This window comes from Bartonella sp. B41, assembly GCF_053795765.1.
In genome coordinates this window covers 439,902-466,119 of the sequence record NZ_CP200037.1, presented here as the reverse complement: position 1 = coordinate 466,119, position 26,218 = coordinate 439,902, and the positions used below count along the sequence as shown (strand labels likewise).

The 26,218-nt window shown below is 35.4% G+C and carries 21 protein-coding genes; 10 read left to right on the top strand and 11 right to left on the bottom strand.

Annotated features, from left to right (window positions below):
- Positions 1-36: 36 nt before the first annotated feature.
- Positions 37-696 (bottom strand): protein-L-isoaspartate(D-aspartate) O-methyltransferase, encoded by a 660-nt coding sequence (locus tag V4P54_RS01895; RefSeq protein ID WP_455477464.1) that lies wholly within the window; start codon positions 694-696, stop codon positions 37-39.
- A gap of 128 nt (positions 697-824) precedes the next feature.
- Complete coding sequence (gene serS / locus V4P54_RS01890; protein WP_455477463.1) at positions 825-2,102, bottom strand: serine--tRNA ligase; 1,278 nt, start codon at positions 2,100-2,102, stop codon at positions 825-827.
- A 602-nt stretch (positions 2,103-2,704) separates the two neighbouring features.
- On the opposite strand from serS, the gene V4P54_RS01885 reads away from it, so the two are divergent.
- The 3 genes from V4P54_RS01885 to pgsA all read left to right on the top strand — a co-directional run bounded on the left by V4P54_RS01885 (position 2,705) and on the right by pgsA (position 6,536).
- Positions 2,705-3,568: a 23S rRNA (adenine(2030)-N(6))-methyltransferase RlmJ gene (locus tag V4P54_RS01885; protein WP_455477462.1), complete on the top strand. Its 864-nt coding sequence runs from the start codon at positions 2,705-2,707 to the stop codon at positions 3,566-3,568.
- 327 nt (positions 3,569-3,895) lie between these two features.
- Positions 3,896-5,881: an excinuclease ABC subunit UvrC gene (gene uvrC, locus V4P54_RS01880; protein ID WP_455477461.1), complete on the top strand. Its 1,986-nt coding sequence runs from the start codon at positions 3,896-3,898 to the stop codon at positions 5,879-5,881.
- Between the two features lie 73 nt (positions 5,882-5,954).
- Positions 5,955-6,536, top strand: coding sequence for a CDP-diacylglycerol--glycerol-3-phosphate 3-phosphatidyltransferase (gene pgsA / locus V4P54_RS01875; RefSeq protein WP_455477460.1), 582 nt, complete (start codon positions 5,955-5,957; stop codon positions 6,534-6,536).
- Positions 6,537-6,637: 101 nt separating this feature from the next.
- Here the strand turns inward: pgsA and ndk are convergent, their stop codons facing one another.
- The 3 genes from ndk to V4P54_RS01860 form a co-directional block, all read right to left on the bottom strand.
- Positions 6,638-7,060 carry a nucleoside-diphosphate kinase gene (gene ndk / locus V4P54_RS01870; protein WP_455477459.1) on the bottom strand — a complete coding sequence of 141 codons (423 nt, stop codon included), beginning with the start codon at positions 7,058-7,060 and terminating at the stop codon, positions 6,638-6,640.
- A 407-nt stretch (positions 7,061-7,467) separates the two neighbouring features.
- The gene (gene bafA / locus V4P54_RS01865; RefSeq protein ID WP_455477458.1) at positions 7,468-10,131 is read right to left on the bottom strand and encodes a BafA family autotransporter; all 2,664 of its coding nucleotides are present in this window, start codon (positions 10,129-10,131) and stop codon (positions 7,468-7,470) included.
- Between the two features lie 590 nt (positions 10,132-10,721).
- Complete coding sequence (locus tag V4P54_RS01860) at positions 10,722-11,153, bottom strand: hypothetical protein (RefSeq protein ID WP_455477457.1); 432 nt, start codon at positions 11,151-11,153, stop codon at positions 10,722-10,724.
- Positions 11,154-12,651: 1,498 nt separating this feature from the next.
- On the opposite strand from V4P54_RS01860, the gene V4P54_RS01855 reads away from it, so the two are divergent.
- A complete protein-coding gene (locus V4P54_RS01855; RefSeq protein WP_455477456.1) occupies positions 12,652-13,941 on the top strand; it encodes an MFS transporter in 1,290 nt (429 codons plus the stop codon).
- On the opposite strand, the gene V4P54_RS01850 is transcribed toward V4P54_RS01855, so the two are convergent.
- Together V4P54_RS01850 and V4P54_RS01845 are read right to left on the bottom strand one after the other, a co-directional pair.
- The gene (locus V4P54_RS01850; protein ID WP_455477656.1) at positions 13,938-14,201 is read right to left on the bottom strand and encodes a hypothetical protein; all 264 of its coding nucleotides are present in this window, start codon (positions 14,199-14,201) and stop codon (positions 13,938-13,940) included. The genes V4P54_RS01855 and V4P54_RS01850 overlap by 4 nt on opposite strands.
- Positions 14,202-14,302: 101 nt before the next feature.
- Positions 14,303-14,749, bottom strand: a complete 447-nt coding sequence (locus tag V4P54_RS01845; protein WP_455477455.1) for a DNA polymerase III subunit chi — start codon at positions 14,747-14,749, stop codon at positions 14,303-14,305.
- A gap of 353 nt (positions 14,750-15,102) precedes the next feature.
- Between V4P54_RS01845 and lptF the strand changes: the two genes are divergently transcribed.
- From lptF to rsmA, 6 genes are all read left to right on the top strand, one after another.
- Positions 15,103-16,293, top strand: a complete 1,191-nt coding sequence (lptF, locus tag V4P54_RS01840; RefSeq protein ID WP_455477454.1) for an LPS export ABC transporter permease LptF — start codon at positions 15,103-15,105, stop codon at positions 16,291-16,293.
- Positions 16,290-17,381, top strand: a complete 1,092-nt coding sequence (lptG, locus tag V4P54_RS01835; RefSeq protein WP_455477453.1) for an LPS export ABC transporter permease LptG — start codon at positions 16,290-16,292, stop codon at positions 17,379-17,381. The genes lptF and lptG overlap by 4 nt, the downstream gene beginning before the upstream one ends.
- On the top strand, positions 17,382-19,742 hold the full coding sequence (locus V4P54_RS01830) for an LPS-assembly protein LptD (protein ID WP_455477452.1): 2,361 nt from the start codon (positions 17,382-17,384) through the stop codon (positions 19,740-19,742). It abuts the gene before it with no gap.
- Positions 19,743-19,838: 96 nt separating this feature from the next.
- A complete protein-coding gene (locus V4P54_RS01825) occupies positions 19,839-20,795 on the top strand; it encodes a SurA N-terminal domain-containing protein (RefSeq protein WP_455477451.1) in 957 nt (318 codons plus the stop codon).
- A complete protein-coding gene (pdxA, locus tag V4P54_RS01820) occupies positions 20,795-21,802 on the top strand; it encodes a 4-hydroxythreonine-4-phosphate dehydrogenase PdxA (protein WP_455477450.1) in 1,008 nt (335 codons plus the stop codon). The genes V4P54_RS01825 and pdxA overlap by 1 nt, the downstream gene beginning before the upstream one ends.
- Positions 21,799-22,629, top strand: a complete 831-nt coding sequence (rsmA, locus tag V4P54_RS01815) for a 16S rRNA (adenine(1518)-N(6)/adenine(1519)-N(6))-dimethyltransferase RsmA (RefSeq protein WP_455477449.1) — start codon at positions 21,799-21,801, stop codon at positions 22,627-22,629. The genes pdxA and rsmA overlap by 4 nt, the downstream gene beginning before the upstream one ends.
- A 20-nt stretch (positions 22,630-22,649) precedes the next feature.
- Here the strand turns inward: rsmA and gmk are convergent, their stop codons facing one another.
- From gmk to V4P54_RS01795, 4 genes are all read right to left on the bottom strand, one after another.
- Positions 22,650-23,315, bottom strand: a complete 666-nt coding sequence (gmk, locus tag V4P54_RS01810) for a guanylate kinase (RefSeq protein WP_455477448.1) — start codon at positions 23,313-23,315, stop codon at positions 22,650-22,652.
- A 75-nt stretch (positions 23,316-23,390) separates the two neighbouring features.
- A complete protein-coding gene (gene mltG / locus V4P54_RS01805; RefSeq protein ID WP_455477447.1) occupies positions 23,391-24,500 on the bottom strand; it encodes an endolytic transglycosylase MltG in 1,110 nt (369 codons plus the stop codon).
- A 106-nt stretch (positions 24,501-24,606) separates the two neighbouring features.
- Complete coding sequence (gene fabF, locus V4P54_RS01800) at positions 24,607-25,869, bottom strand: beta-ketoacyl-ACP synthase II (protein WP_455477446.1); 1,263 nt, start codon at positions 25,867-25,869, stop codon at positions 24,607-24,609.
- 99 nt (positions 25,870-25,968) lie between these two features.
- On the bottom strand, positions 25,969-26,208 hold the full coding sequence (locus V4P54_RS01795) for an acyl carrier protein (protein ID WP_455477445.1): 240 nt from the start codon (positions 26,206-26,208) through the stop codon (positions 25,969-25,971).
- Between the last annotated feature and the right edge of the window lie 10 nt (positions 26,209-26,218).

Sequence of the window (26,218 nt, the reverse complement as noted above, 5' to 3'; positions counted from 1 at the left end):
GAGAAATATTTTGCTCATCACTATTTAATCAAGAAATCACAGCACTTCCGCAATACCCTCAATGAAAGGTTGGTATCGTACTTGAAACATTTCTGATCGCTCAACTTTACTGCCAATTTTTGTATAACGTGTAACCATTTGTACACCGTCATCTGGCCCTATAGCTTGAATAAGAATTCCATTTTCAGCCAAAAGTTCTAAAAAACCTTTTGGCTCATCAGGACGTGATGGCCAAATTAAAATACGATCAAATGATCCAAAGTCTGCAATGGTACGACTTCCATCAATTTGATGAATAACTATATTTTCGATTCCCAAAGTTTGAAATTTTTGTCTTGCTAAATTAATAAGTGTTTTATAACGATCAATCGTTGTTACACGACCACTAAGACACGCCATAAGAGCGGTACAAAATCCAGAACCCGTGCCAATTTCTAAAACACGATGTTTTTTCTTCAGCGATAATGAAGAAAGAATCAAAAGTTGTTCTTCCAAGCGTTCTATATATTCGCCACATTCAATCGGAATAATCTTATTATCATAAGCACAATCAAACCATGGAAAAGAAACAAATTGTTGACGTGGAATTTTTTCAAATGCTGCAAAAAAACGAACATCATCGATTCCTTTGCTGCGCATTTTGATCACAAGCCCTGCCAATTCTTCATGAAATCGTAAAATATCTTTCTTCCCCATAGTGTCATCCGACCTTCAATGGAATAAATATCTCATTGCACACATAAAACATTTTTAAAATGAAAAAACTCTACATCTTCATCACACTATCCATCGATAATCAACGTAGATTGGTATTCCTTCTGAAACTAAGCAGTAATACAACGCATGCCCCTCATATAGGGCTGTAAAACATCTGGAACAATAATCGAACCATCAGACTGCTGATAATTTTCCAAAATAGCAATAAGACAACGACCAACGGCTGTGCCAGAACCATTAAGACTGTGAATAAAATGTAATGTTTTATCATTTTCTTTACGATACCGAGAATTCATACGTCTCCCTTGAAAATCTCCACAGAATGAACAACTGGAAATTTCACGATAGCATCTCTGACCAGGAAGCCAAACCTCGATATCATAAGTTTTTTGCGCAGCAAAGCCCATATCACCAGTAGAAAGAAGTACTGTACGAAATGGCAAGTTAAGCCGTTTTAATATATCTTCTGCGCACTCCGTCATACGCTCTAGCTCAGTTAAAGACTGCTCTTCAGTGGTAATTGATACCATTTCAACTTTCCAAAACTGATGTTGACGAAACATACCACGATTATCACGTCCTGCTGCACCTGCCTCAGAACGAAAACATGGGGTTAAAGAAGAAAATCTCAGTGGCAAATCTGATACCGCAAGAATTTCGTTACTGACCAAATTTGTTAGAGGAACCTCCGCTGTAGAAATAAGCCATCGATCATCTATAGTTCGAAAAAGATCGTCAGCAAATTTTGGCAACTGAGCTACACCATAAACAGTTTCACCACGAACAAGAAGAGGAACAGAAACCTCAGTATAACCATGCTCCTCAACATGTACATCAAGCATAAATTGACCTAATGCGCGTTCAAGACGTGCTAGTTTTCCTGAAAGAACTGTAAATCTTGCACCTGATAAATGGCTTGCTTTCTCAAAATCCATCTGCTTTAGATCTTGACCAAGATCAAAATGTTCCTTTGGTACAAAGTCAAATACCGGAACAGTACCAAAATGTCTAATAACAACGTTATCATTTTCATCCTTTCCCCTTGGAACATCGGCTAATGGAATATTGGGAATTTCTGAAAGAGCCTTTTCCAAATCCTCAGTCAACCGCTTTTCTTTTGCTGTGGCAGAAGAAAGAAAGACTTTAATTTCTTCAACTTCAGCTTTAATGCGTTGAACCATTTTTTGATCACATTCAGATAAAGCCTTCCTTATTTCTTTTGAAGCCGCATTACGACGCTCCTGAGCAGACTGAACTTTCGCAACATGCAATCTGCGCTCCAGATCAATGTCTATTAGCATTTTAGCTCGCGGCTCAATACCTCTATTCGCTAGCGCCTCATCTAATTTTTCCGGGTTTTCACGAATCCACTTAATATCAAGCATTGAAATTCCTTATTCGCATCGTTTACATTAGTTTATTATCGCACAAGATATAAACTTCTATTAAGGGTATTTTCTTTTATTTTCTAGACAGTAAGTGTAGAATCGAGATTATTTATTCAAAATAATGTAGTATGCTGACATGTATTAACTCATATATACATATAAAAACGTTTGTGTATATATATAACAATGTGTTTTTATCAAAAAACTTAAATATCAGATATTTAGAAGCTGTACACCATAAAAAAGAGCAAAAATATCAATAACTTTTATTTTTGATGCTAATTTAAATTTAGCATTTTAATACTCAGTTGTCATAGCAGTTTGCTAAAACCTTCATCCAATATAAAGGATGATAAAAACTCAAGTAATTAGTGATAACTCTTGATAATTATACAATTAGAATACACAGACGCGTATACACAAAAATAGTACAGAGAATGGCTGCAAATCTGTCACATTCATATTTTGTTAATATCTCAATTTTTTATCACGCTATCTTTTATCCTTGCGTAAGGGACGCTTTTTTAATGCAAAATCTATATTTATGTTTAATTTAAAGAAGAATGGTACGAAATCACATATAAGATAAGAGCTTATTTATGAATTATCGGCATATTTATCATGCTGGCAATTTTGCTGATGTTTTTAAACACATTATTGTCACCCGTATTGTGGAGTATCTTAAGCGCAAAGAAAAAGCTTTTCGCGTTATAGATACGCACGCTGGAACTGGAATTTATGACTTATCATCCCTAGAAGCGAATAAAACAGGAGAGTGGCGCGAAGGTATCCAACGAATTCTATCATCTCCTATCCCAGAAGATTTGAATACCCTACTCTACCCATGGTATGACGTTATTAACACACTCAATAAAGAAAAAAAAGAAATCGTACTTTATCCTGGATCTCCTGTTCTTATTCGTCAATTATTGCGCAAACAAGATCGATTAACTGCTATCGAACTACATCGCGAAGACTACGCATCCTTAGCAAAAAACCTCTCTGGTGATTATCAAACGAAAGTTCTATACTTAGATGGTTGGCTTTCCTTGAACTCTCATCTCCCCCCTAAAGAAAAACGTGGATTTGTCCTAGTTGATCCTCCCTTTGAAAAAAACGGTGATTTTTTCCGTCTGACTGAAGGATTAGTGAAAGCACATCGCCGTTTTTCTGGTGGCATCTATGCCTTGTGGTACCCTGTTAAACATGACCAAGAAATTAAAAACTTTCTACATGCTCTTCGTAACACAGGAATTCCTAAAATTTTACAACTTGAAATGCGCGTTCGAAAAAATTCAATATCACCTACAATGAGTGGAAGTGGAATGATTCTTATCAATCCTCCTCATCTTCTTGAAAAAGAAATCAAGAAACTTAGTCCTTTCCTTATAGCTCGTCTAGGACAAGATAAAAATGCACAAATAGTCCATAAATGGATTCAAAAGGAGAATTTGTTATGTTAGATTTTTTTATCTCTTAACCACACTCACCTTAAAATACACATCGTTGTGAATAATAAATAGAAGCGCGGATCATTTTTTTGACACGACCCGTCTCTCATCAGACTATAACATTATAAACTTATTTTTTAAGTCGCTTAATGGATGAAGCTAGCAAACTAAAAAGATGTTTTAATACTATGTTAAAATTTTTTACAAAGAAAATAACCTAAAATCAAAAAACCTTAGCAAGGGTTGTACGTTATTTATAAAATAAAATATATAAATTTAGGAATACCCAATAAAAAAAGATTTTGTATGGGAAACACAAAGCATTTCTGGAGAGACTGAATGGTTTTGAGAAATAGCATAGATTATCTCAAAAATGAACGAGAAAATACGCCTTTTCTCTCTAACATTACATGGGAAAATGTCAACAAGGAAAACAATCAAAACCAATGCAAAGGTACCAACCTTATAAACGAATTTGTTAAATATCTTCCTAATAAACCTGGAGTTTATCGAATGTTTGATGAGAACGGTAATGTTCTCTATGTCGGAAAAGCTCGTAATTTAAAAAAACGCGTTTCGAATTATGGACGTGAACAGGGACATAATAACCGTATTACCCAAATGATTCGTGCAACATACCACATGGAATTTGTTGTTACTCATACAGAAACAGAAGCACTACTCTTAGAAGCTAATCTTATAAAAAAACTGCATCCACGTTTTAATGTGTTACTACGAGACGATAAGAGCTTTCCCTACATCATCATTACTGATGACAATAGAGCACCCGCGCTTTATAAGCATCGCGGTGCTAAAACGCGAAAAGCTCATTATTTTGGCCCTTTTGCTTCTTCACATGCGGTTGCACAAACAATTAATGCTCTACAGCGCGCCTTTTTATTACGTACCTGTACTGATTCAGTTCTTGAAAATCGCACACGCCCATGTTTGCTTCATCAAATTAAAAAATGTTCTGCACCCTGTACTCATAAAATCAGCGATAATGATTATATAGAGCTGGTAAAAAAAGCAAAAAAATTTCTTTCTGGAAAAAGCCAATCAGTTAAAAATGTTATGGTTCAAGCTATGCAAGAAGCCGCAAAAAATCTTGATTTTGAACGAGCAGCATCATACCGTGATCGTTTGTCTGCTCTCTCTCATATACAAAGCCATCAGAATATTAACCCTCATACAGTGAAAGAAGCGGATGTATTTGCAATTGTACAAAAAGAAGGAAGAATCTGCATTCAAGTATTCTTTTTTCGCATGGGACAAAATTGGGGAAACAGAGCTTACTTCCCTAAAGCAGATCATTCTTTTTCTAATACCGAAATTTTAGCAAGTTTTCTTGCTCAATTTTACGATGATAAACCCATCCCTCAACTGATCCTTTTATCTGAAGATATAGAAGAAAAACAACTTCTTACAGATGCATTCAGTCTAAAAGCAAATCGAAAAGTGTTTCTCTCTTTACCAAAACGAGGCGAGAGAAAAAAACTTGTTAATCATGCGTACATAAATGCTCAGGAAGCGCTCGAACGAAAGCTTGCTGAAACCACAATACATTCAGATTTACTTCGAGGTATCGCAAAAATATTCAAGATTCCTCATATCCCGCAACGAATAGAAGTTTATGATAATTCTCATATCATGGGAACAAATGCAATTGGTGCGATGATTGTTGTCGGTCAAACGGGATTTATTAAAAATCAGTACCGCAAATTCAACATTCGCTCAACTGATATTACGCCCGGAGATGATTTTGGCATGATGAAAGAAGTTGCTATGCGAAGGTTTTCACGCCTCATTAAAATGCATGGTAAACCTGATGAGAACAATAAAACAAAAAATGAAGATGGAAATCTTTTTCCAGTCTGGCCTGATCTTGTATTAATTGATGGAGGTGAAGGACAAATCAACAGTGTTCATACAATATTGTCTGAATTAGGATTAGACAGATTTATCAAAATTGTCGGGATAGCTAAAGGCTCTAATCGTAGAGCAGGACTTGAACGTTTTTTTATAAAAGGAGAGACGTCCTTTACACTTCCCCAACGTGATCCTATCCTTCATTTTCTGCAACGTCTACGTGACGAAGCACACCGTTTTGCAATTGGGTCTCATAGGATAAAACGCAAAAAAGAAATATTTAAAAATCCTCTTGATGAAATAAAAAATATTGGCGCAAAAAGAAAGCGTGCACTATTATGTCATTTTGGAAGCACTAAAGCTATTGTCAACGCTTCTATAGAAGACTTAACAAAAGTTATTGGAATTTCTGCGATAACTGCACAAAAAATTCATAATCATTTTAATAAAAAATAGGCTTGTCTCACAATCTTTGCCTTGTTACGTTAGTAAGACATACCATACTTCATAAAAAATTAAAAACAGCTCTATGAAAAATCATACTTTTTCTTTTCCGAATATTTTAACTTATGCACGAATTATTGCAGTTCCTATGGTTGTTGCATGCTTTTTTTTAGAAGGCAGATTGCAGTCAAGTGATATAACGCGTTGGGTTGCAGTTTCTATTTTTGTAATCGCATCCATCACAGACTTTTTTGATGGTTATCTTGCTCGTATTTGGGAACAAACATCTAACATCGGTCGCATGTTAGATCCAATTGCAGATAAGCTTCTCGTATCTGCATGCCTCCTGTTGCTCGCAGCAGACAGCACTATCGCTGGTTGGACATTGTGGGCAGCTATTATTATTCTTTGCAGAGAAATTCTTGTATCAGGATTACGTGAATACTTAGCTGAATTGAAAGTAAGCGTTCCTGTTTCTCGTCTCGCAAAATGGAAAACCTGCGTACAAATGATCGCTATCATATTTCTCTTAGCGGGTCCAGCAGGCAATAAAATTATTCCTCATGCAGTAGAATTTGGCATTATCATGCTTTGGATAGCTGCTCTTCTTACATTATGGACAGGATGGGATTATTTTCGTGCAGGACTCAAACATGTCATACTATAAGAAGTCGCATTCAAATGCACTTAAAAACCAAAACTCCATGAAAAATCCTAAAATAGCTAATTTTAGGACTCTCCATCCCCAAATAGAAATATATATTTTTATCAACCAACAATTTCCACATCAGAAAACCAAAAAGCAATTTCTGTTTTCGCAGTCTCAGCACTATCTGATCCATGAACAGAATTTTCGCTAATAGACAGAGCATGTACTTTACGAATTGTTCCTTCCTTTGCATCCATGGGATTCGTAGCTCCCATTACTTCACGATTTTTAGAAATTGCATTTTCGCCCTCCAAAACCTGTACAACAGTCGGTCCAGAAGACATAAATTCTATTAATTCATTAAAAAATGGGCGCTCCTGATGAACTGCATAAAATTTTCTAGCCTCGCGTTGGTTCATCCACACGCGTTTAGATGCAATAATACGGAGACCTGCATCTTCAAGCATTTTTGTAATTTCTCCTGTCAAATTACGGCGCGTTGCATCCGGCTTAATCATTGAAAAAGTACGTTCTACAGTCATTTGACCACCTTTATTTCAGTTTACAATGTTATCGAGCTGTTCTATAGCGAGCGAAGAACTTTTTGCCAAGTATGATATAAAAAAATCACGTCAATTTTTAAAATTATGCAATTATTCAACAGTGCAAGTTTAAATATCATAAAAATTAGCGTACTTTATTTCTTCTAATATTCTAATAAATTTACCAGCAGAATATTAATAGCTTCTGCATAATAAAAAAAATTTTGCTCTCCTAATTTCTGTTTTGTAAATAGTTCCAATACAAATTAAGACATACCCTCCCTATGAAGGTATGTCTCATTACGACAAAAATTGTATATTTTCTCTTGAAAAGAGTCCTACGAGAAATTCTAAATATACAATTTGATTATAGGTTGTATATTTATCACCAGAGACAAAATACAGGATTAAAAACTGTAACGCATACCAAAAATACCTTGAAGAGACTGCTTTATTTTGCGTCCTTTAAGATAATGGACTTCAGCATAAAGATTTAATTTGTCACTAACAAAACCACTCAAACCAATTCCAAATTTTCCTATATTTCCAGACAAATTCGTGATAAATTTATGTTTTTTATTAATTGTTGTATGATTGTTCTTGATATTCTCACGCAACCAAGCTGCTGTAATATACGCAGTAGATGGGGCATTTTCATGAGATCCAAATTCATAACCCACAGATAATCCAAGCTCACTACGGAGTGAAATTGATGGACTCATATCACCGGTCATATCATTCGAAAGCTTTATTCCCTTGCCTTCAACTTTTAGCCAACTTAATTGGGCATAAGGCTGAAACCAACTTTTTTGTGATGTTTTAAAACGGTAGCCTGTCTCAAGAGATGTTCCCATTGCCCATTGCTTATAATCTCCTTGAATGGATATGCCATTCGTTGAAACAGCACAAAGATTATTATCATAATGGCTGTACTTAAAAACATTATCTACATACCATCCACTATGATCAAAATAAGTCGCATAAGCTCCAACACTATAGATATTAATGCTGCTTGTACCACCTCGAGCATGGGATACACGTGCTTTGTCATAACTACCGAAACCACCAAGATAGAATTCTCCATTTGCAAATTCACTTAAGCCATTAATACCCAACACTATTCCTGTTTGCTCAAGCTTAAAATCTGTATGACCTGTAGCAGTATTCTCCCTACTTTTAATCGCATGAGTCCACAACGCTGTATTTTTCTTACTTCTATCTAAAATTCCCCTCCCAGAACGGACTGCTTGCAGCTCACTGTTAAAAATAAGCTCTGGAGCTACTGACATTGATAAAACTGCATCGGTCGAGGGAGTAGTAAAAAAATTCTGCTCCAAATATGGGAAAAGATGATCCTGATTATCTAAATTATCTGCAACAGATACAGCATCTAAAGAAAAAACAGATCGTTGCTCCGATTCTGAACCAAGACTATTTTTTTCCAAATCAATCCTATCAACAGCCGTATTGTCAGAAGATAAAGAAACTACAGGAAGACGAATCTTTTCCGAAAAACGATTTTCGCTATTTGGAATAATCACTCCGTCTCTATGAGAAACAGAAGACAATGGAACAGAAGCCGATGAACTTTCACTTAAATGCCGAGGAGGTCTCCTCCTGTTGGATGGCTTGGTAGAAGTTTCTTCAGTGAGCAAAGAAGAAGAAAGATCTGAGTTTTTGATTTTTTTACCAAGTCGCTGTAGAGAATCATGGCGCCTCCCTTGTCTATCGATACTCGCAATAGATAGCGCTTCTGAAGAAGATACTTGAGTTTTTTTCGTTACACGCTGAGGACGTAAGTTCGAACGTCTTGGATTATCACTACGTATACCCAAATACCAGATTCTCTCGTTACCACTCTTTGCTCTCTGCAATAACTCATACATATACGTTCCACCATCAACCGCAGTGGTTTCTTTACCAGAGTGATTTGCTAGGGTAAAATTTGCTCCTTCTCCAGTGCTCTTTTCTGTTATCAAATTCAGCTCAGTAATGAAATCGCTCCTTCGTGTGATAAAATCTGTAATTTCAGCGCCAGAATCAAGAACACTTATCGTATGACTGCCACTCCCATTATCAATCATCAAATAATCACTCCGACTATCTTTGCTACTAATGTTCAGTTGAAAATGTAGTCTCCCTGAAAGATTCTCGATGTGAAGCAAAAAATGGTGTGGATCATAAGGAACAGAAAAAAATTGAACAGATCCTCCATCTCCACCTAAGTTTTTAACACTCATTTGGGCACTATCTTTGCCATTTCGTGCCCCGACAAGAAACAATATCTCATCATTTCGTCCGTCTATGGAAAGATTTTCTTGTGTCATATAACTTGTGGTATCACCAAAATACAAATTAAGCTTCCCATGACCATTTACCTCTGTTTTTCCAGCTAATTTTGCTCCAAAATATACCCACGAACTTGCCCGATCCTTGATCATCAAATTTTCCACGTACCCACCAGGATATACCACTTGAAGCGCGTCATCCTCTAAAATTACGCTACTAGCTCTACCTCCTGCTAAAACATTTTGCCGACCATTTTTAAAGGCTTGAGTATTTGATGCATATCCTCCCTCTTGTCTATACCCTTTATAAAGATTTTGTTCTCCCCCTCCCATAATTTTAGTATTCCATGCATTCCCGCCATCATACACATTCTGTTGTCCTAATTTTCCATCTTTACCACGAATAACAACATCATAGGCACTGCTTCTTCTGGATGCTGTACCCATAAAGCCTTTTTCTTCGAAAACAAACTGTTTACCCCCATCAATCAAAGTTGTCATCGCATTTCCACCACGCGTAACTATCTGCTTCCCACCTGGATCAATAGTAGAGCTTACAGAGGATTTACTGTTCTCAACAATCTCTACACCACCATCTTCAATTTTAGTATTAGTGCTTACAAAGGGAACAATCAGAACGTGACCTGATTGTACTATCTTTCCACTAAATTCCATTTTTTTTAGAAAATGGTTCAAAGCCTCGTCTGAGCCCACAGCAGCAGCTTGCACAAAGCTGGTACTAATCATTAATATTGAAAAACTTAATTTGCATTTACACCGCATAATTCAAACTCCACGTTCAATAATTAGAAAAATATACCGCGGTTATATAGCTAGCTTACTTTAGATTATATCATAATGTGTTTTATTTATGTTTCATATCTTTATGTATTCCTGTAATATCAGTATCTTTATTTAACAATTATAAAAAATAAAAATCATCTTGTGTCTTTTTAAAAGAAACAAGCTGCAATAACATGAAACAACCTATAGAAAGCGCATGATTATATTTACGTCCACGCATTTTTAAAAAGCACAACTCTACTGATAAACACCTCGCCTGCATAGCAATCATACTTATGAAGTGGATCAGAGAATAAAATGTATATTTAAAAAGTATAGTGTATACCAAAAATATCTTGAAGCGATTGCTTCCTCTTACGTCCTTTCAAATAATGTGTTTCTGCATAAATATTTAACTTAAAACTTCTCAAGCCATCCCCCACCAAAATTTACCTGAGTTTCCAGATAAATCAGTAATAAATTGATGCTGTTCATTAATTACCGTATGGTGATTTCCTGTACTCTTATTGTGTACTTTCTGTTGTCCAGATGTTGTATCTTTGCCATAAATTACAGTGTTATAAGCACTACTACTGTTTTTTTATCACCAACAATCCCTTCTCCAAAAACAAGCTGTTCCCCTTGATAAACTTTAGCTCCTTCTGCTCTCCCTCCATTCTCAATCCTTTGTTGTCTCCCTTTGTAAACGATAGTATTTTTTGAAAAACTTTGTTTTCCAAAGATTTAACACTTTTAGTTCCAGCATATTCGACTTTGGTATTTTCACTGAAATCACTTTCATAGACATAGGTCTGTCCGCAATCCATAACCGTATTGTTAACCGATTTCCCCATCTTTCCTGTGTCACAATTGTTGGTAATATGAACTCTACCGTTATTACCAAGCACAAAATCTTGTAGAACTGCTATATCCTTAATGAAGATGAGTTCTGGATCCTTTTTAAATACTGTATCGTCATTATCTAGATTTTTTAAAATGAACATTTTGTTAGGATTTATCACAGTAAAGCCACCTCTGGGCATGTTATCTTTTGTGCGCTTTTCTATTTTTGCTTTCTTATCAAGACTATCATGAAGTATTTCCTTACTTACATGATATCCTGAAGAACGATAAAAAGATTTTACTTCACTTTCATTTTCACTAACGATCTACATAAAGCATCTGCTAATTACAGGCATCAGATAACCCAATTTACACCTACATTACATTGACCATATCTCCCCCCCCCAAGCACAAAGTGTAATTAGATCTGCAGCATTTATTTTCAACCTAGAATTATTACTATTTTCTTTGACCTGCTATTGACCTAGTCAAATTTCTCTATCGTATCTTGTTAATCAACTCTTTAATTTTGTGTACAAAAAGTACAATAGCGATACCTAATTAGTTATTTTTATTTAATGACAATCAAGATACAAATAGAATTTTTTCATTCTGAACCATATTATCAATTGAGAGATGCTCCTCAATAGAGATCAATTTTTCCATTTTTCCTGAAAACATCGTTCTATAAATGATCTTATATACAACTGTATATATCTATCGCAAAAAAACAAAACTATGAAGTAAAATAAAATCTTATGTTTGAAATATAGTATCCTTCCAAAGGCTTATATCGATCAATACTATTTAAAAAAGAATTTTTTCTCATTCTTTCTTATCCTAAATAATCAGCATGGTTAATTTAGATGTTTTTTTGAGCCCTTTCCTATTCTGCTAACCTTTCTACTCCATCATTATAATTCGATTAATTACGACAACAACTTTTCAATACCTTTCTAATTTTTCAGAGCTTCTCACTAAAACTTTCAAAGATATAAATGAACCCTTCCAAAGCCATTGTTTTGTCTATATTTGTAATCTTTTAAAATTTCTGATCACTAATGAAAAAACTTTATTTTAATTTGAACATTTTGCGCCACACAGCTTTAAATAAAAAATTACACAAAATACTGCAACATAGTTGCTCGTTTTATACTCTTAGAATTATGGATTACCGTATAGCAAAGCATCAAGTATGCTAATATCTTATAAGCAAAATATCGTGTACGTGCTCTCAGTTTATTTACAACAAAAAATATAAAATTAATTTTTCACACTTGAAAAGTGTCTTAATTTTATCCATAAAAACATTTTTTGAACATTTTTCGGATATTAAATACCACCTTTGCAGTGCTGTAGTTGATTTTTAGACAAATAGAAAATGTAATACTATATGAGAGGAGGAGTTGAGACCAAATTTTAAATGACCGCGCCATTTTATAGATTTATAGAAATGCATTGTTAATCAAGAGTAGTGTTTTTATTGCGTTTTATTTAAATGAATTTATTATACAATCACTGTATGTTTATCATATTTTATTAATTGTTTTAATGCATTAAGGTTATAGGAACATTGACTCGACATTGGTAAAAAGTTCTTGTAATTTTGGTGTGTTCATTTCGTAGGATACTGATTTCATTATTTGATTTGTTATACACTGAAAGGGACATTTTTTCATGTCTACAAACTCAGAAAAACAAAATACAAGCAAAAAAAATTCTCCTGCACGGATTTTATTTGCAAGCCTTATCGGTCCAACAATTGAATTTTTTGATTTTTATGTTTTTGGGACTGCCGCAGCTCTTATATTTCCCTACGTTTTTTTTCCAGCCCAAGACGATCAGCTCGCTATTTTGCAATCTTTCCTTATATTTGGTGCGGCCTTTTTTGCACGCCCATTTGGATCAGTCGTCTTTGGACATTTTGGAGATAAAATTGGACGAAAAGCGACACTCATTGCAGCTCTTCTCACAATGGGGATATCAACAGCTATTGTTGGTTTACTTCCTACCTATGAAACCGTTGGTTGGTGGGCTCCATTCCTTTTGACGATATGTCGTATTGGCCAAGGAATGGGATTAGGAGGTGAATGGGGAGGTGCTGTTTTGCTTGCAACAGAAAATGCTCCCCCAGGGAAGCGTGGCTGGTATGCGATGTTTCCTCAATTAGGGGTTCCGATTGGTCTGTTCTCATCTATCATTGTTTATTTGGGTCTATTACACTTTCTTGATAATGATGAGCTTTTAACATGGGGGTGGCGTATTCCCTTTGTTGCCTCGGTTGTCTTGATGATTATCGGGCTATGGGTTCGTCTTTCAATTCACGAAACAGTTGAGTTCAAAAAAACTCTTGAACGTAAAGAGCGCGTTAAAGCTCCTATAGTGGACGTCTTTTTGAAATGTCCAAGAATCCTGTTTCTCGGAACGTTTGCGGGAATGACGACATTTGTTTTATTTTATATAGTTACTACGTATTTATTGAGTTATTCAACAAACCATTTGGGGTTATCATTTCAGCAGGCCCTCCAGGTAGAAGTTGTTGGTGCCGTTTTTTGTGGAATTTTTACCGTCATAACTGGAAGGATTGCCGATCGTGTTAGACGCAGAAGTTTGATGATTTTTGTCACAATAATTACAGGTATCTATTCTTTTGCATTTCCTTACTTTTTGAACTCTGGAGTTGTAGGAATTCTGTTGATGTCTGTCATTGGTTTATCAATCATGGGAATAGTATACAGCCCTCTTGGTGCTGTTTTGGCTTCACCATACCCAACGGCAATTCGTTACACTGGATCTTCTGTGACCTTTAACTTAGCTGGCATAGCAGGAGCCTCACTTGCACCTTATATCGCAGAATATTTGAGGCAAAATTTTGATACGTCCTATATCGGCTATTATTTATTTCTTTCTTCTTTTATTTCACTTATTTGCTTTATTGGATTTAAAGACGATGAAATATCCAACTAAAGCATGGTAAAAATAAATAATACAATGATTGGCGGCAAAAATGCCGCTAATTTTATTTTTAAAGGTATTGGCTTAGGCACACTTAACCACAATATTCCAGCAAACAGGGCGCTTAAAAAAAGAAATAGAATGTCTGCAATATTACCAATATAAGAAATAGGAAATATTCTTGACAAAATATGTGTTGTGCCCAGCCATGAAACACAAAAAAAAGCAAACATAACAGCCCATAAAATAAGTAAAATCCTGTCAATAACCATCATCATTTCATTCAATTTTTTACTAAAAATTACATCCAATTTTTTATAAATATTGGATTCTTCCTTTCCTCACAAAAAATAAAAATTATATAGTACATAAATTAAACCAGCTTTTTCCAACAGCGATCTTCAGTCTGTCGCCAATAAATTAAATTATGATTTTCCATTTTGTATTTTTCCCACTGAGAACGGATAAGATTCAATTTTTCATGGTTTTGACCATCAAATATTACCACGAGCCGTTGATAAAAACTGATATCTGAGCAAATAGCGCCCTCTGTAAGAAAACGTATTTTTGAATTATTTGGATTTTCTTGTCCTGTAGTCAAAAACACGGGCTGAAAATTTGGATATTGATCACATTCAGTTCCATGACCAATAAAAGCTTCATCGGAATAAGTCCATAAACGTGTATCTATAGAATCTCGTTGTTCCTTACTTGTACATTGAATTGTTACTCTACCAAAACGATCTAATGCCCGTTCTACAAGCGTTGGCAAAATATCTTCTAATATTGACTGCTTTAAATGATAAAAAAGAATATCCATACTCCTAACCCTTATCTCTCCATAAAAAGCCAACAGAATTCCTATATTTCAAAAATAAAGAAATATAGTTTGAAATATCTCCTTTTATTTCGTACATCTTATAAGGAAAAAAACTAGTAACAATGTTTATCGATTTACCTTTCGAATTTTCTGTACACTATACTTGAAAATATAATACAATGATGACATTGTAGGTCTGGATTGTTTGAGTACTTGCTACTATTTAATTTTGTGAAAATGCGTATAAGGTGTGCAGAATATGAAAAGTTTTTATTTTTTTCTATATTTAAAAACCTAAGGCATTGTAAAATATCTTCTTCTAAATCAAAGAGTAAAGATGTTATTCAGCCCCTATGCGTATTATCGAATTATATATCCTAAAACGTGTTTTTATCCTATTTTGTGCTGTCATGCTTGCAGCAACAGGCATAAGCTGGACAATAAAAGTTCTTGCGCGAATTAATTTTCTAACAACTAGTGGACAAACACTCTCAACAATCTTTTGCTTTTCACTTTTATTAATCCCTTCTGTTATTTTTCTCGTCATTCCGTTTGCATTAGTCATTGCAATTATAGCCACCCTTTCTACAATGAATAGAGACTCAGAGCTCACCATCATCAGTGCCTCTGGTTTTCCTAGACATACTGTTTTAAAACCAGTTCTTTTTCTCGCTATTATTGCATCATGTGCATCCTTTTATGTAGCAAATTTTGTTACTCCAAAAACTCATCTTAATATGCGGCATATGCTTGAAAATTCCAATTCTCATCTCGTTAACTTTTTCGTTCATGAAGGTAAATTCCAAAAATTAACAGACAATCTTTACATAGAAATTGGAAAATGGAATTTAGATGGAACTATTGATCATCTCTTTATTGCTGATCAACGCGACCCCAAAATTGATCTTTTTTACTATGCAAAAAAAGCGTCTATTATCAGCAATAAAAATGGTAACCTTTTAATCCTTAACAACGGTGAAATAGAAAGAATTGAGCACAAAAATAACAGCGTTTCGATTATTCAATTTAGCTCATATAATTTTAATCTAAGTGAATTCATCCCCAATAATAATGTGCTCACTGTTTATCCGAAAGATAGGACTCTTTTTGATTTGATAAATCCTGATCAAAATGATCCTTACTATAGGCTAAAACCTCTCCAATATAGAGCTGTATTGCATCGCAGACTTACAGAATGGCTTTATCCTATCGTTTTTTCATTAATTGCAACGGCAATCGTTGGAAACTCATCTTCATATAGACAAACTCGTATATTCACAAATTTTTCCGCAATTGTTCTCCCTTTTTTAATTTACTGGATAGGATATTTTGTTGCTGAAAAGGCCAATAGCAATCTTGCATATGTTCCTCTGCTGTATATCATGCCAGTAGGGATAAGTCTGATAATTCCTTTCATACTCTTTACAAACCGAAAAATTATTATACCCACAAAGTTTAACGACATTATTCAAATGCTTTTTCAAAAAATGATAGTAAAATTTGGATACCCAAAACCAAAAAATCCAACGGATAATGTATCATGATTGGATGGACTCTTGGATGGTATTTTTTTATACGTTATCTTAAAACAACCTGTTATTTCTTTTTAGGAATTTTAGTTCTCACTTTTTTGATTGATTTTACTGAAAATTCTGGTCGATTTGCTCATCTCCCTCATTACACAGTAAAAGGTGTGTTTCTTTTTTCACTTCTCCGTGTTCCTTTTATTATGCAACAAATTATCCCTTTTATTGCGTTATTTTCCGCAATGGTAATGCTAATTTCGTTGAATCGAAAATTTGAGCTTCTTGTAACTCGTTCAATTGGTGTTTCTGCGTGGCAATTTCTTATTCCCGCTTGTTTAGGAGCTTTTTTATTTGGATTATTCTCAGTTCTTCTCATAAATCCACTAGCTGCTTGGGGATCCTCAAAAGCAGAAAAAATAATAGCTCAATGGAATGGTAATAATGAAACAACATCTCTTAATGATACCCGTATCCCTTGGCTAACACAATATACAAATTCAGGCAAAACAACCATCGGTGCAAAATGTATCACAGACCAGGGAAAATCTCTTATCAATGCAATTTTTGTACAATATAATGAAAATGCAACAATTAAAAATTGGATTAATACTCAAAAAGCAACATTAATGAATGATGCGTGGCTACTAACAAATGGAACAATCTATAGAATGGGCCATACTCCTAAAAAATTTACTAAATTCTGGATAAAAACAAATCTAAAACCTGAATTTTTAACTGAAAATCTGGCAAATCCTGCAACTATCCCCTTTTATAAATTACCAACAAAAATTATGGTTTCACGTTTCTTTGGCTATTCTGCAAATAATTTTGACATGTATTTACAATCATTGATTGCATTGCCAGCACTACTCGTAGCAATGACTCTCATCGCAGCCGCAGTATCGTTGAAGTTTGTACGCTTTGGACAATCTGGAATATTGATTCTTGGCGGTGTAATTGCTGGATTCATTCTCTACGTTGTTTCTGTACTCGTTCAAGCTTTTGGAAATGCTGGATACATTCCTCCAATAATTGCTGCTTGGATACCAGTTGTTATCGCGCTATTTTTTGGAATCTCCTTTTTACTTCATAAGGAGGATGGTTAAGTGAAAACCTTAATAAGTAAAAAGACAACTTTAAAAAAAATAAGAAATTTAACTTTAAAAGTCATTATTTGTTTTATTTTAGGATTTTTTTTACCTTGTCATACACTTTCGCAAAACCTTACTTCTTCTACTCAAAATCACATTAAAAATTCAATACCCGCTCTCTTACTATCCGCAGACGAGCTCATCTATAATCATGATTCAGATACTGTTTATGCACAAGGAAATGTCAAAGTTGAATACGATGGAAACATCGTGATTGCCAAGAAACTCATTTACAATAAAAGAACAGGACGTATTATCGCACAAGGAAATGTTGAAATTATTCAAAAAGATGGGAATAAAATTTATTCCAATCAAATTGACATGACCAAAGACTTTGGAGAAGGCTTTATAAATTTTTTACGCATTGACACAGAAAATAATATCCATTTTATGGCTGCGAATGCTACACAAAGCGGCAATAATATAACGATCTTTGATCATGCTGTTTATACAGCATGCAGTAGCTGCTCTGATGAAAAGGTACTGTGGAAAATTAAAGCAAGGAAGATAATATGGAATAGAAATATCAAAAAAATTAGATTTGAAAACAGCTATTTTGAGCTTTTTGGGATCCCAATTGTAAAACTTTCAAATTTTGAGCTCTATGATCCAACCGTAAAGCGCGCCAGTGGTTTTCTTGCGCCTCGTTTCTTTTATGCTGATCACCTTGGTGTAGGTGTCAAGAATTCCTATTTTTGGAATCTCACACCCTACTACGATCTTACATTTTCTGTTACGGCCTATACACAACGGGGGCTTTTAACAGAAGGAGAATGGCGTCAACGTTTTGAAACAGGTGATTACAATATTCGTTTCGCTCACATATATCAAACCAAACCTTATAACTTTGATAATGATACAATTGATTTCCAACACACAAACCGTTACATGTTGGCAACAAAAGGAGATTTCCACATTAATCCACGCTGGTCTTATGGATGGAATGTTCTTGCACAATCCGATCAGGGTTTTAGTTATACATATAGACTTGAAAATTACAGTGATCCTGTACAAAACTCTCAGTTTTATTTGATTGGCCTTTCAGGTCAAAATCATTTTGATATGCATTTTTACCATTTCAAGATTCAAGACCCGATTTTGAATGATCCACATCATGAACGCTATCCTAGGCAACCATGGATTATTCCCAGACTCGACTATTCTTTTACATCAGATGAACCAGTTTATAATGGAATTCTTACCATTCATAGCAATATACGGTCAATTTATCGTCAACACCCTGATTTTATTTCTGATAACTGGAATAATCTTCCTGTTGGTGCGGTACAAATTTCTAACATTGTCGGAAATAATTTTCGTCTAACAAACGAATTAGAATGGAAAAAGCGCATCAATATGGACAATGGGATCATATTGAGTCCTGTTTTGGCATTGCGAGCTGACGTCATTGCAACAAATACATACAAAAACCGTGCCGATCATATAATAAATAATTCTTTATTAACCATTAGAAAATCGTCTGTTCGTAGCATGGCAACAGCAGGATTAGAATTGCGTTATCCTCTCCTCATTACATCTAATAACTCTACACATACTGTGGAACCAATAGCACAAATTTTTATTCGTAATAATGAACATTATATCGGACAAATTCCAAACGAAGACGCACAAAGCTTCGTGTTTGACGCAACGACTCTATTTCAACGTGATAAATTCTCTGGATATGACCGTGTAGAAGGTGGAACAAGAGCCAATATAGGTATGAGATATTCTGGAAATCTTAACAATGATTGGTCTCTTTATGGCATTATCGGACAATCTTTTCATCTTGCGGGAAAAAATTCTTTTGCAGAAAAAGATCTTATTAATGTAAGTGCTTATTCTGGTCTTGAAGAAACACGTTCGGACTATGTCGCGATGTTAAGCGCAAATCATAAAAATGGATTTATCCTAACATACAGAGGACGTTTTGATAAAAAGATAAGGAAAATACGCCGAAGTGAAATTGAAGTGTCGCAAAAATGGCAAAATTTTTCAGCAGCAGTTCAGTATGCATATATCCAAAGCCAACCAAGCTATAAATATGCAAAAAAACATCAGGAAATTTCTTTTCAAACCGATATTAAGTTGTCTAATTATTGGTCTATTAACAGCCATGCAGAATATGATTTAGCATCTGGTATGTTCATAAAGAAGGGAATCATCTTGAATTATACAAATGAATGCTTTAACTTGACGCTTGGCTATCAGCAGGTAACGGATTTAGAGAAAAGAAAACCTTCGCAAAATTTTAGTCTCTCTCTTTCGTTGCGTGTAGTTGCGGATAACTTAAAAAAGATAAAGTCAGATTTATGAAGTAGAATGTACAAAGCGTTTAATTTGCCATTTTTTACCGAAAGACATATTTAAGATGGTTAGTGCGATTGAGAAACAATGAAGAAGCTTACTTATATGAACAAATTTAAAAAGTGTGCTCTTGTTTTATTTTCTAGTGCTATTTTTAGCGTAAGCATATTGTGGATGCGGGAGCCTCTTATTCAACCAAGCTTTGCACAAACTGTGATTGTTGTCAAAGTTAATGGAAGTCCTATAACCAATTATGATATTCAGAAGCGTATTGCCTTTCTTAGGCTACAACAAAAGCAAGGAGATCTTTCTGCGAAAGCTAAAAATGAGCTTATAGATGAAGCGCTCAAGAATATCGAAGTTGAACGTCGCAACATTGAAGTTAGCGACGATGAGGTTAATAATGCCTTTGAGAATTTTGCAGCACAGAATAACATAGATATTGACCAGCTCAATCAAATCTTGACTCAAAGTGATATTACTGTACAGCACTTTAAGGATTATATCCGTGGACAAATAGGATGGGGACGTCTTGTTAATGCTCGCTATCAAGCTGAAACTGGTGTACTTACTGAACAAGATGCTGTGTACAGAGTATTAAAAAATGGTGGTGTAAAGCCTTCAACTAACGAATATACGTTGCAACAAATTATTTTTGTTATTCCTGCGCATCGCCGTTCTAAAATTTTTGAAAAACGTCAAAGAGAAGCGAATAATTTCCGTGCACGTTTTCAGGGGTGCGCAAACACTAAAAAACAGGCAGAGGGCATTTTAGATATTACCATCCGGAATTTAGGAAAGTTTTTGGAACCACAACTTCCTGAAAAATGGGAAAAAGATATTCATGCAACGCCTGTTGGAAAAATGACACAATTACGGGAAACTTCTTATGGTATTGAAGCACTTGCTATCTGCAAAATAAAAAAGGTTTCTGATGATCATGTTGCTCGCCTCATGTTTTTTCTCCAAGATAATCAGAAAAAAAATCCGCAAAAACTTGAAAATTTAAGTGAGAAGTATTTAAAAGAATTGCGGCAAACAGCACATATTCAAAATTCATAATGGTCACAATAATTGTTACTGGTGGTGATCCAGCAGGTATTGGATACGAAATTGCTATAAAAGCGTGGAGTTTGCGTAATGTACGTCAAATCCCTCCTTTCGCTATTTTAGCTGATCCAGATGTTATTTGTTCGCGTGCTCGTTTTTTAAAGATCGATATTAAAATAGAATCTGTCTTTAAAAATGATATTGTAAAAAACTTTCAGATTGCTCTTCCTGTAATACCACTTAGAAATCGACAAAGTGATCAATTAGGCTTTCCTTCACTAAAAAATGCTGCTGGAATAATTGAAGCAATTGAACGTGGTGTTCAATTAATTCAGAATAAACATGCAGGTGCACTGGTTACTTGCCCTATTTCAAAAAAAAGTCTTTCTGATGCAGGATTTGGTTTTTTGGGACATACAGAATTTTTAGCTAACTTGGCTTATCAAAATTCCACTAAACGCTATCATCCAGTTATGATGTTATCTGGGCCTCAATTGAAAACAGTACCAATTACTGTTCACGTTCCATTCAATGATGTGCCTTTACATCTTACCCATCAATTAATTGTTCAAACCGCATTAATTGTTGAAAATGATCTAAAAACTCGATTTAAAATAACTTCGCCTCGACTAGCTGTTGCTGGTCTTAATCCTCATGCTGGGGAAGAAGGTGCAATAGGAAAAGAGGACATTGAAATTATTACTCCTGCTATTGAGTATCTTAAGAAAAAAAATTTAAATATTGTAGGACCACTTCCTTCTGATACAATGTTTCACGAACAAGCACGAAAAACATATGATGTTGCCTTGTGCATGTATCATGATCAAGCTCTCATCCCCATTAAGACACTGGACTTTGCTACAACTGTTAATATCACTTTGGGGCTACCTTTTATTCGAACTTCTCCAGATCACGGAACAGCTTTTGATATTGCGGCTAAAGGCATAGCATCTCCAGAAAGTTTCATTTCAGCCCTCAAACTTGCAAATCAACTGGCAAAAAATAATTTTATATCATGACGATAGATAAGTTACCCCCTCTTCGTGAGGTAATTAGTACATATGGACTGCAAGCTCATAAATCCTTAAGTCAAAATTTCCTTTTTGATCTTAACTTAACATCAAAAATTGCTCATCAAGCAGGAAATATAGAGGAAAAACCTGTTATCGAAGTTGGCCCTGGTCCTGGAGGACTTACCCGCGCTTTACTTGCAAAAGGCGCCATCGTGACAGCTATAGAACTCGATGAGCGTTGCGTACCAGCTTTGTTAGATATAAAAAAGCATTATCCTCAAAAATTAAAACTTATTTGTGGGGATGCACTAAAGCAAAACTTTTCAAAACTTTTTGAAAACTTTACAGAAAAACCGCGTATTGTAGCAAATCTTCCCTATAATATTGGAACACAACTTTTATTAAATTGGCTTTTAGCTGAACCATGGCCTCCTTTTTACGAATCAATGACGTTGATGTTCCAGCGTGAAGTAGCAAAACGTATTACTGCTACGCCTCAATCTCTTCATTATGGGCGTCTTAGCGTATTAACCGGATGGCGCACAACTGCCAAAATTGTTTTTGATATCCCTTCTCAAGCTTTCATACCAGCACCAAAAGTTACTTCTTCTGTTGTTCATATCATACCACGCGTACAACCTCTCTCTTGCTCCGCAAAAAAATTAAGCTTTATAACAAAAGTTGCTTTTGGACAAAAACGAAAAATGCTTCGCCAAACCCTTAAAACTGTTGGAGGTGAAATGCTTTTAAAAAAAGCTGGAATTGATGGAACACGAAGAGCTGAAACACTATCAATTTCTGAATTTGTAACTTTAGCCAATTTAATTATATAAAAAAGCTAAATTTCTACCGATTATTCAATCTTTTCCAAAACAAGTCCATCAATGAAAGATTCTAAATAAGAAAATCTTTCACGTTTTACTGTTTCTGCCAAATAAATCGATTTAACAAATAATACAGACTGATTTAAATCCTCATTAATGAGGATATAATCATAAGAACGCCAATGCTGCATTTCTTGTCTTGCATTTTGCAATCGCAAATTAATAATTTCCTGACTATCTTCTGCTCGACGATATAAACGAGAATTAAGCTCTTTCATTGATGGTGGAAGAATGAAAACAGATACTGTATCCTCCGGCATCTTTTTTTTAAGCTGTTCAGTGCCTTGATAATCAATATCAAATAACATGTCTCGACCAGAATTTAACACACTTTTAACATTTTCACGTAAAGTTCCATAATAATTTCCATGAACTTCCGCCCATTCGATAAATTCATCTCTATCACGCTTACGTTCAAACTCTTTCTTCGAAATAAAATGATAATGGACACCATCCACCTCACTAGGACGTCTTTTTCGCGTTGTCACACTTATAGAAAGATCTAATTGTCCTTCTTCTAACAGTAGTCGACAGAGAGTTGATTTACCTGCTCCTGAAGGCGAAGAGAGAATAAATAAAAAACCGCGACGAAAACTAACTTCTTTAGTATTAAATTCGCTTTCCAAGAATCTCATAACATCACCCTGACTTATTTTTGCTATAACCTCTCAGAAGATTCGATCATAAAATTCTTACATTTTTAAAAATATTTATTTTTTTTGCTTTAATATACGCCACCTTCGGACATTCATATTATGCTCATCCAAGGTTTTAGAAAAAACATGGCCACCTGAACCATCAGCTACAAAATAAAGCATATCACTGCTCGGTGACTGCGCTACGGCTTGTAAAGAATCTCGACCTGGATTCGCAATAGCTGTTGGCGGCAACCCATGAACTTTGTAAGTGTTATACGGCGTTAATTTTTCAAGATCTGAACGATAAATTGTACGACCTGAAGGCTTTCCCTTCCCTCCGAAGAGACCATAAATTACTGTTGGATCAGATTGAAGACGCATACGCTTAGCAAGGCGGTTATGAAACACCGCCGCAATTTGACGCTTTTCCGATGCAACCCCCGTTTCTTTTTCAACAATTGATGCCAATATAACAAATTCATCAATGGATTTGATTGGTAAATCAGGCGAACGAGTCTTCCATATTGAATTAATTAGTTTTGTCTGCCCTTCACTCAATCTTTTGATAATTTCTTTGCGTGTCGTGCCTCGAATAAAGCGAATAGTATCAGTCATTAAACTGCCTTCGGGAGGCAAAATTTCTGGAAGATCTCCAATTAAAACTTCATTAGCAGCTAATCGATCAAAAACTTGTTGAACTGTTAAACCTTCTGGCACTGTAAATGTATGTTCAATCGATTTTCCCTTTACAAGAATATCCATAATATCCTGCATCGAAGCATGAGATGGAATTAGATATTCACCAGCTTTAAGACGAGCAATTTTTTGATGATAACCAACCCCGTAAACGAAAATATCAGATGATTGAATGAGACCACGCTTTTCAAGAAAAGAAGCAATTTCACGAATTCCTGATCCAGGATAAATGAGAATAACTTGTTCTCTTTCAAACATCCCCTTTCTTTCAAAAATATTTTTTCCGATATAAAGTGAAACGCTTATAGCCAAAATAAAAACCATAATCAAAGTCAAAAAACAATGACCGAGAATAACAAATGGATGACGTACAATAGACGAATTTTTTCGCGTTTTATGCACTAATTTACAGTTATTATTTTCTAAATAGATCAAAGAAGAACCATCTATGTCTCCTAGCGGTTTTTCATTTTTTGTCTCGGACATAACCCATCCACCCCAAAAACTTTGATACTATATTGTAATTTCTTACTTAAATTCCGTAATAAAAAACTCAGAAAAAGATAATATAAAAACAAATAAAAAATATTTATTATTTTCCAAAGCGTCGAAATACTAAAGATGCATTTGTTCCACCAAATCCAAAAGAATTTGAAAGAACCGTATTAATCTTTCGTTCACGTGGTTTATGTGGAACAAGATCAATCTTTGTTTCAATTGATGGATTGTCAAGATTAAGCGTTGCTGGAGCCATATTATCTCTTATAGACAAAATACAAAAAATAGCTTCAGCTGCGCCAGCCGCGCCAAGCAAATGTCCAATAGACGACTTTGTTGATGACATTAATACTCGTGGTGCATGATGACCCAAAACACGCTCAACAGCTGCAAGCTCTATAACATCAGCCATTGTTGATGTTCCATGAGCATTTATGTAATCAATGTCACTAACATTTATCTGCGCACGCTGAAGAGCTGCTACCATACTTCGCTGCGCCCCCTCACCACTCTCCGAAGGAGCCGTAATATGGTAAGCATCACCAGATAATCCATAACCAATAATCTCAGCATAAATACGAGCACCCCGTTTTTTTGCATGCTCGAGCTCTTCTAAAATAACAATTGCAGCTCCCTCACCCATCACAAATCCATCACGATCAGCATCATAAGGACGTGATGCCCGCTCTGGATCAGAGTTACGGCCAGTGGAAAGGGCACGACAAGCAGCAAAACCAGCAAGGGATATCCTATTTATAGGAGATTCCGTTCCCCCTGCAGCCATTACATCTGCATCACCAAGTGCAATTAAACGCGCTGCGTCACCGATTGCATGCGCACCCGTTGAGCAAGCTGTCACAACTGAATGATTAGGACCACGAAGACCATACTTTATAGAAACATAGCCAGAAGCAAGATTAATTAAGCGCCCTGGAATAAAAAATGGAGAAACACGACGAGGCCCCTTATCACGAAGCGTATAGCCAGCCTCCACAATCCCCTCAATGCCACCAATGCCAGAACCAATCAACACACCCGTGCGAATCTGATCCCTATCACTTGTTGGATTCCATTCAGCATCTGCAAGAGCTTGATCAGCAGCGGCCATTGCATAGACAATAAATGCATCAACTTTACGCTGCTCCTTCGGCTCCATATATAAATCAGCATTATACGTACCATTTGTCCCGTCGCCTAAAGGAACACGCGCAGCAATTTGACACGGCAAATCAGATACGTCAAATTCCGTAATGCGACGGACACCGCTTTTTCCTTCAAGAAGGCGCCTCCAACTATACTCGATGTCACCAGCCAATGGAGACACCAATCCCAAACCAGTAACGACAACACGTCTCATTCTTGTTAACCTTGAATTGAAAGTCTACCTCTCAAAGTCAGACCTATAAGATAGCTCTCCAAAAACATAGGCAAAAGCACAATTGCTTTTGCCTTCCAATTATAACGAAGAAGCTTTATTAATAAATTTTACCGCATCACCAACCGTGAAAATTGTTTCGGCAGCCTCATCTGGAATTTCTATACCAAACTCTTCTTCAAAAGCCATAACGAGCTCAACCGTATCAAGACTATCTGCCCCTAGATCATCGATAAAATTTGCATTTTCTACTACCTTATCTTCATCAACCCCAAGATGCTCCACGATAATCTTCTTAACGCGCTCTTCTGTATCACTCATAATCGAAATC

What these genes read in the sequence shown, in the direction of transcription:
- bafA (WP_455477458.1), bottom strand. Translation starts at nt 10,131, where the DNA reads ATGCGGTGTAAATGCAAATTAAGTTTTTCAATATTAATGATTAGTACC.
- V4P54_RS01845 (WP_455477455.1), bottom strand. Translation starts at nt 14,749, where the DNA reads ATGGATATTCTTTTTTATCATTTAAAGCAGTCAATATTAGAAGATATT.
- rsmA (WP_455477449.1), top strand. Translation starts at nt 21,799, where the DNA reads ATGACGATAGATAAGTTACCCCCTCTTCGTGAGGTAATTAGTACATAT.
- gmk (WP_455477448.1), bottom strand. Translation starts at nt 23,315, where the DNA reads ATGAGATTCTTGGAAAGCGAATTTAATACTAAAGAAGTTAGTTTTCGT.
- V4P54_RS01895 (WP_455477464.1), bottom strand. Translation starts at nt 696, where the DNA reads ATGGGGAAGAAAGATATTTTACGATTTCATGAAGAATTGGCAGGGCTT.
- V4P54_RS01795 (WP_455477445.1), bottom strand. Translation starts at nt 26,208, where the DNA reads ATGAGTGATACAGAAGAGCGCGTTAAGAAGATTATCGTGGAGCATCTT.
- lptF (WP_455477454.1), top strand. Translation starts at nt 15,103, where the DNA reads ATGCGTATTATCGAATTATATATCCTAAAACGTGTTTTTATCCTATTT.
- mltG (WP_455477447.1), bottom strand. Translation starts at nt 24,500, where the DNA reads ATGTCCGAGACAAAAAATGAAAAACCGCTAGGAGACATAGATGGTTCT.
- pdxA (WP_455477450.1), top strand. Translation starts at nt 20,795, where the DNA reads ATGGTCACAATAATTGTTACTGGTGGTGATCCAGCAGGTATTGGATAC.
- lptG (WP_455477453.1), top strand. Translation starts at nt 16,290, where the DNA reads ATGATTGGATGGACTCTTGGATGGTATTTTTTTATACGTTATCTTAAA.
- V4P54_RS01885 (WP_455477462.1), top strand. Translation starts at nt 2,705, where the DNA reads ATGAATTATCGGCATATTTATCATGCTGGCAATTTTGCTGATGTTTTT.
- pgsA (WP_455477460.1), top strand. Translation starts at nt 5,955, where the DNA reads ATGAAAAATCATACTTTTTCTTTTCCGAATATTTTAACTTATGCACGA.
- V4P54_RS01825 (WP_455477451.1), top strand. Translation starts at nt 19,839, where the DNA reads ATGAACAAATTTAAAAAGTGTGCTCTTGTTTTATTTTCTAGTGCTATT.
- fabF (WP_455477446.1), bottom strand. Translation starts at nt 25,869, where the DNA reads ATGAGACGTGTTGTCGTTACTGGTTTGGGATTGGTGTCTCCATTGGCT.
- V4P54_RS01850 (WP_455477656.1), bottom strand. Translation starts at nt 14,201, where the DNA reads ATGGTTATTGACAGGATTTTACTTATTTTATGGGCTGTTATGTTTGCT.
- uvrC (WP_455477461.1), top strand. Translation starts at nt 3,896, where the DNA reads ATGGTTTTGAGAAATAGCATAGATTATCTCAAAAATGAACGAGAAAAT.
- V4P54_RS01855 (WP_455477456.1), top strand. Translation starts at nt 12,652, where the DNA reads ATGTCTACAAACTCAGAAAAACAAAATACAAGCAAAAAAAATTCTCCT.
- serS (WP_455477463.1), bottom strand. Translation starts at nt 2,102, where the DNA reads ATGCTTGATATTAAGTGGATTCGTGAAAACCCGGAAAAATTAGATGAG.
- ndk (WP_455477459.1), bottom strand. Translation starts at nt 7,060, where the DNA reads ATGACTGTAGAACGTACTTTTTCAATGATTAAGCCGGATGCAACGCGC.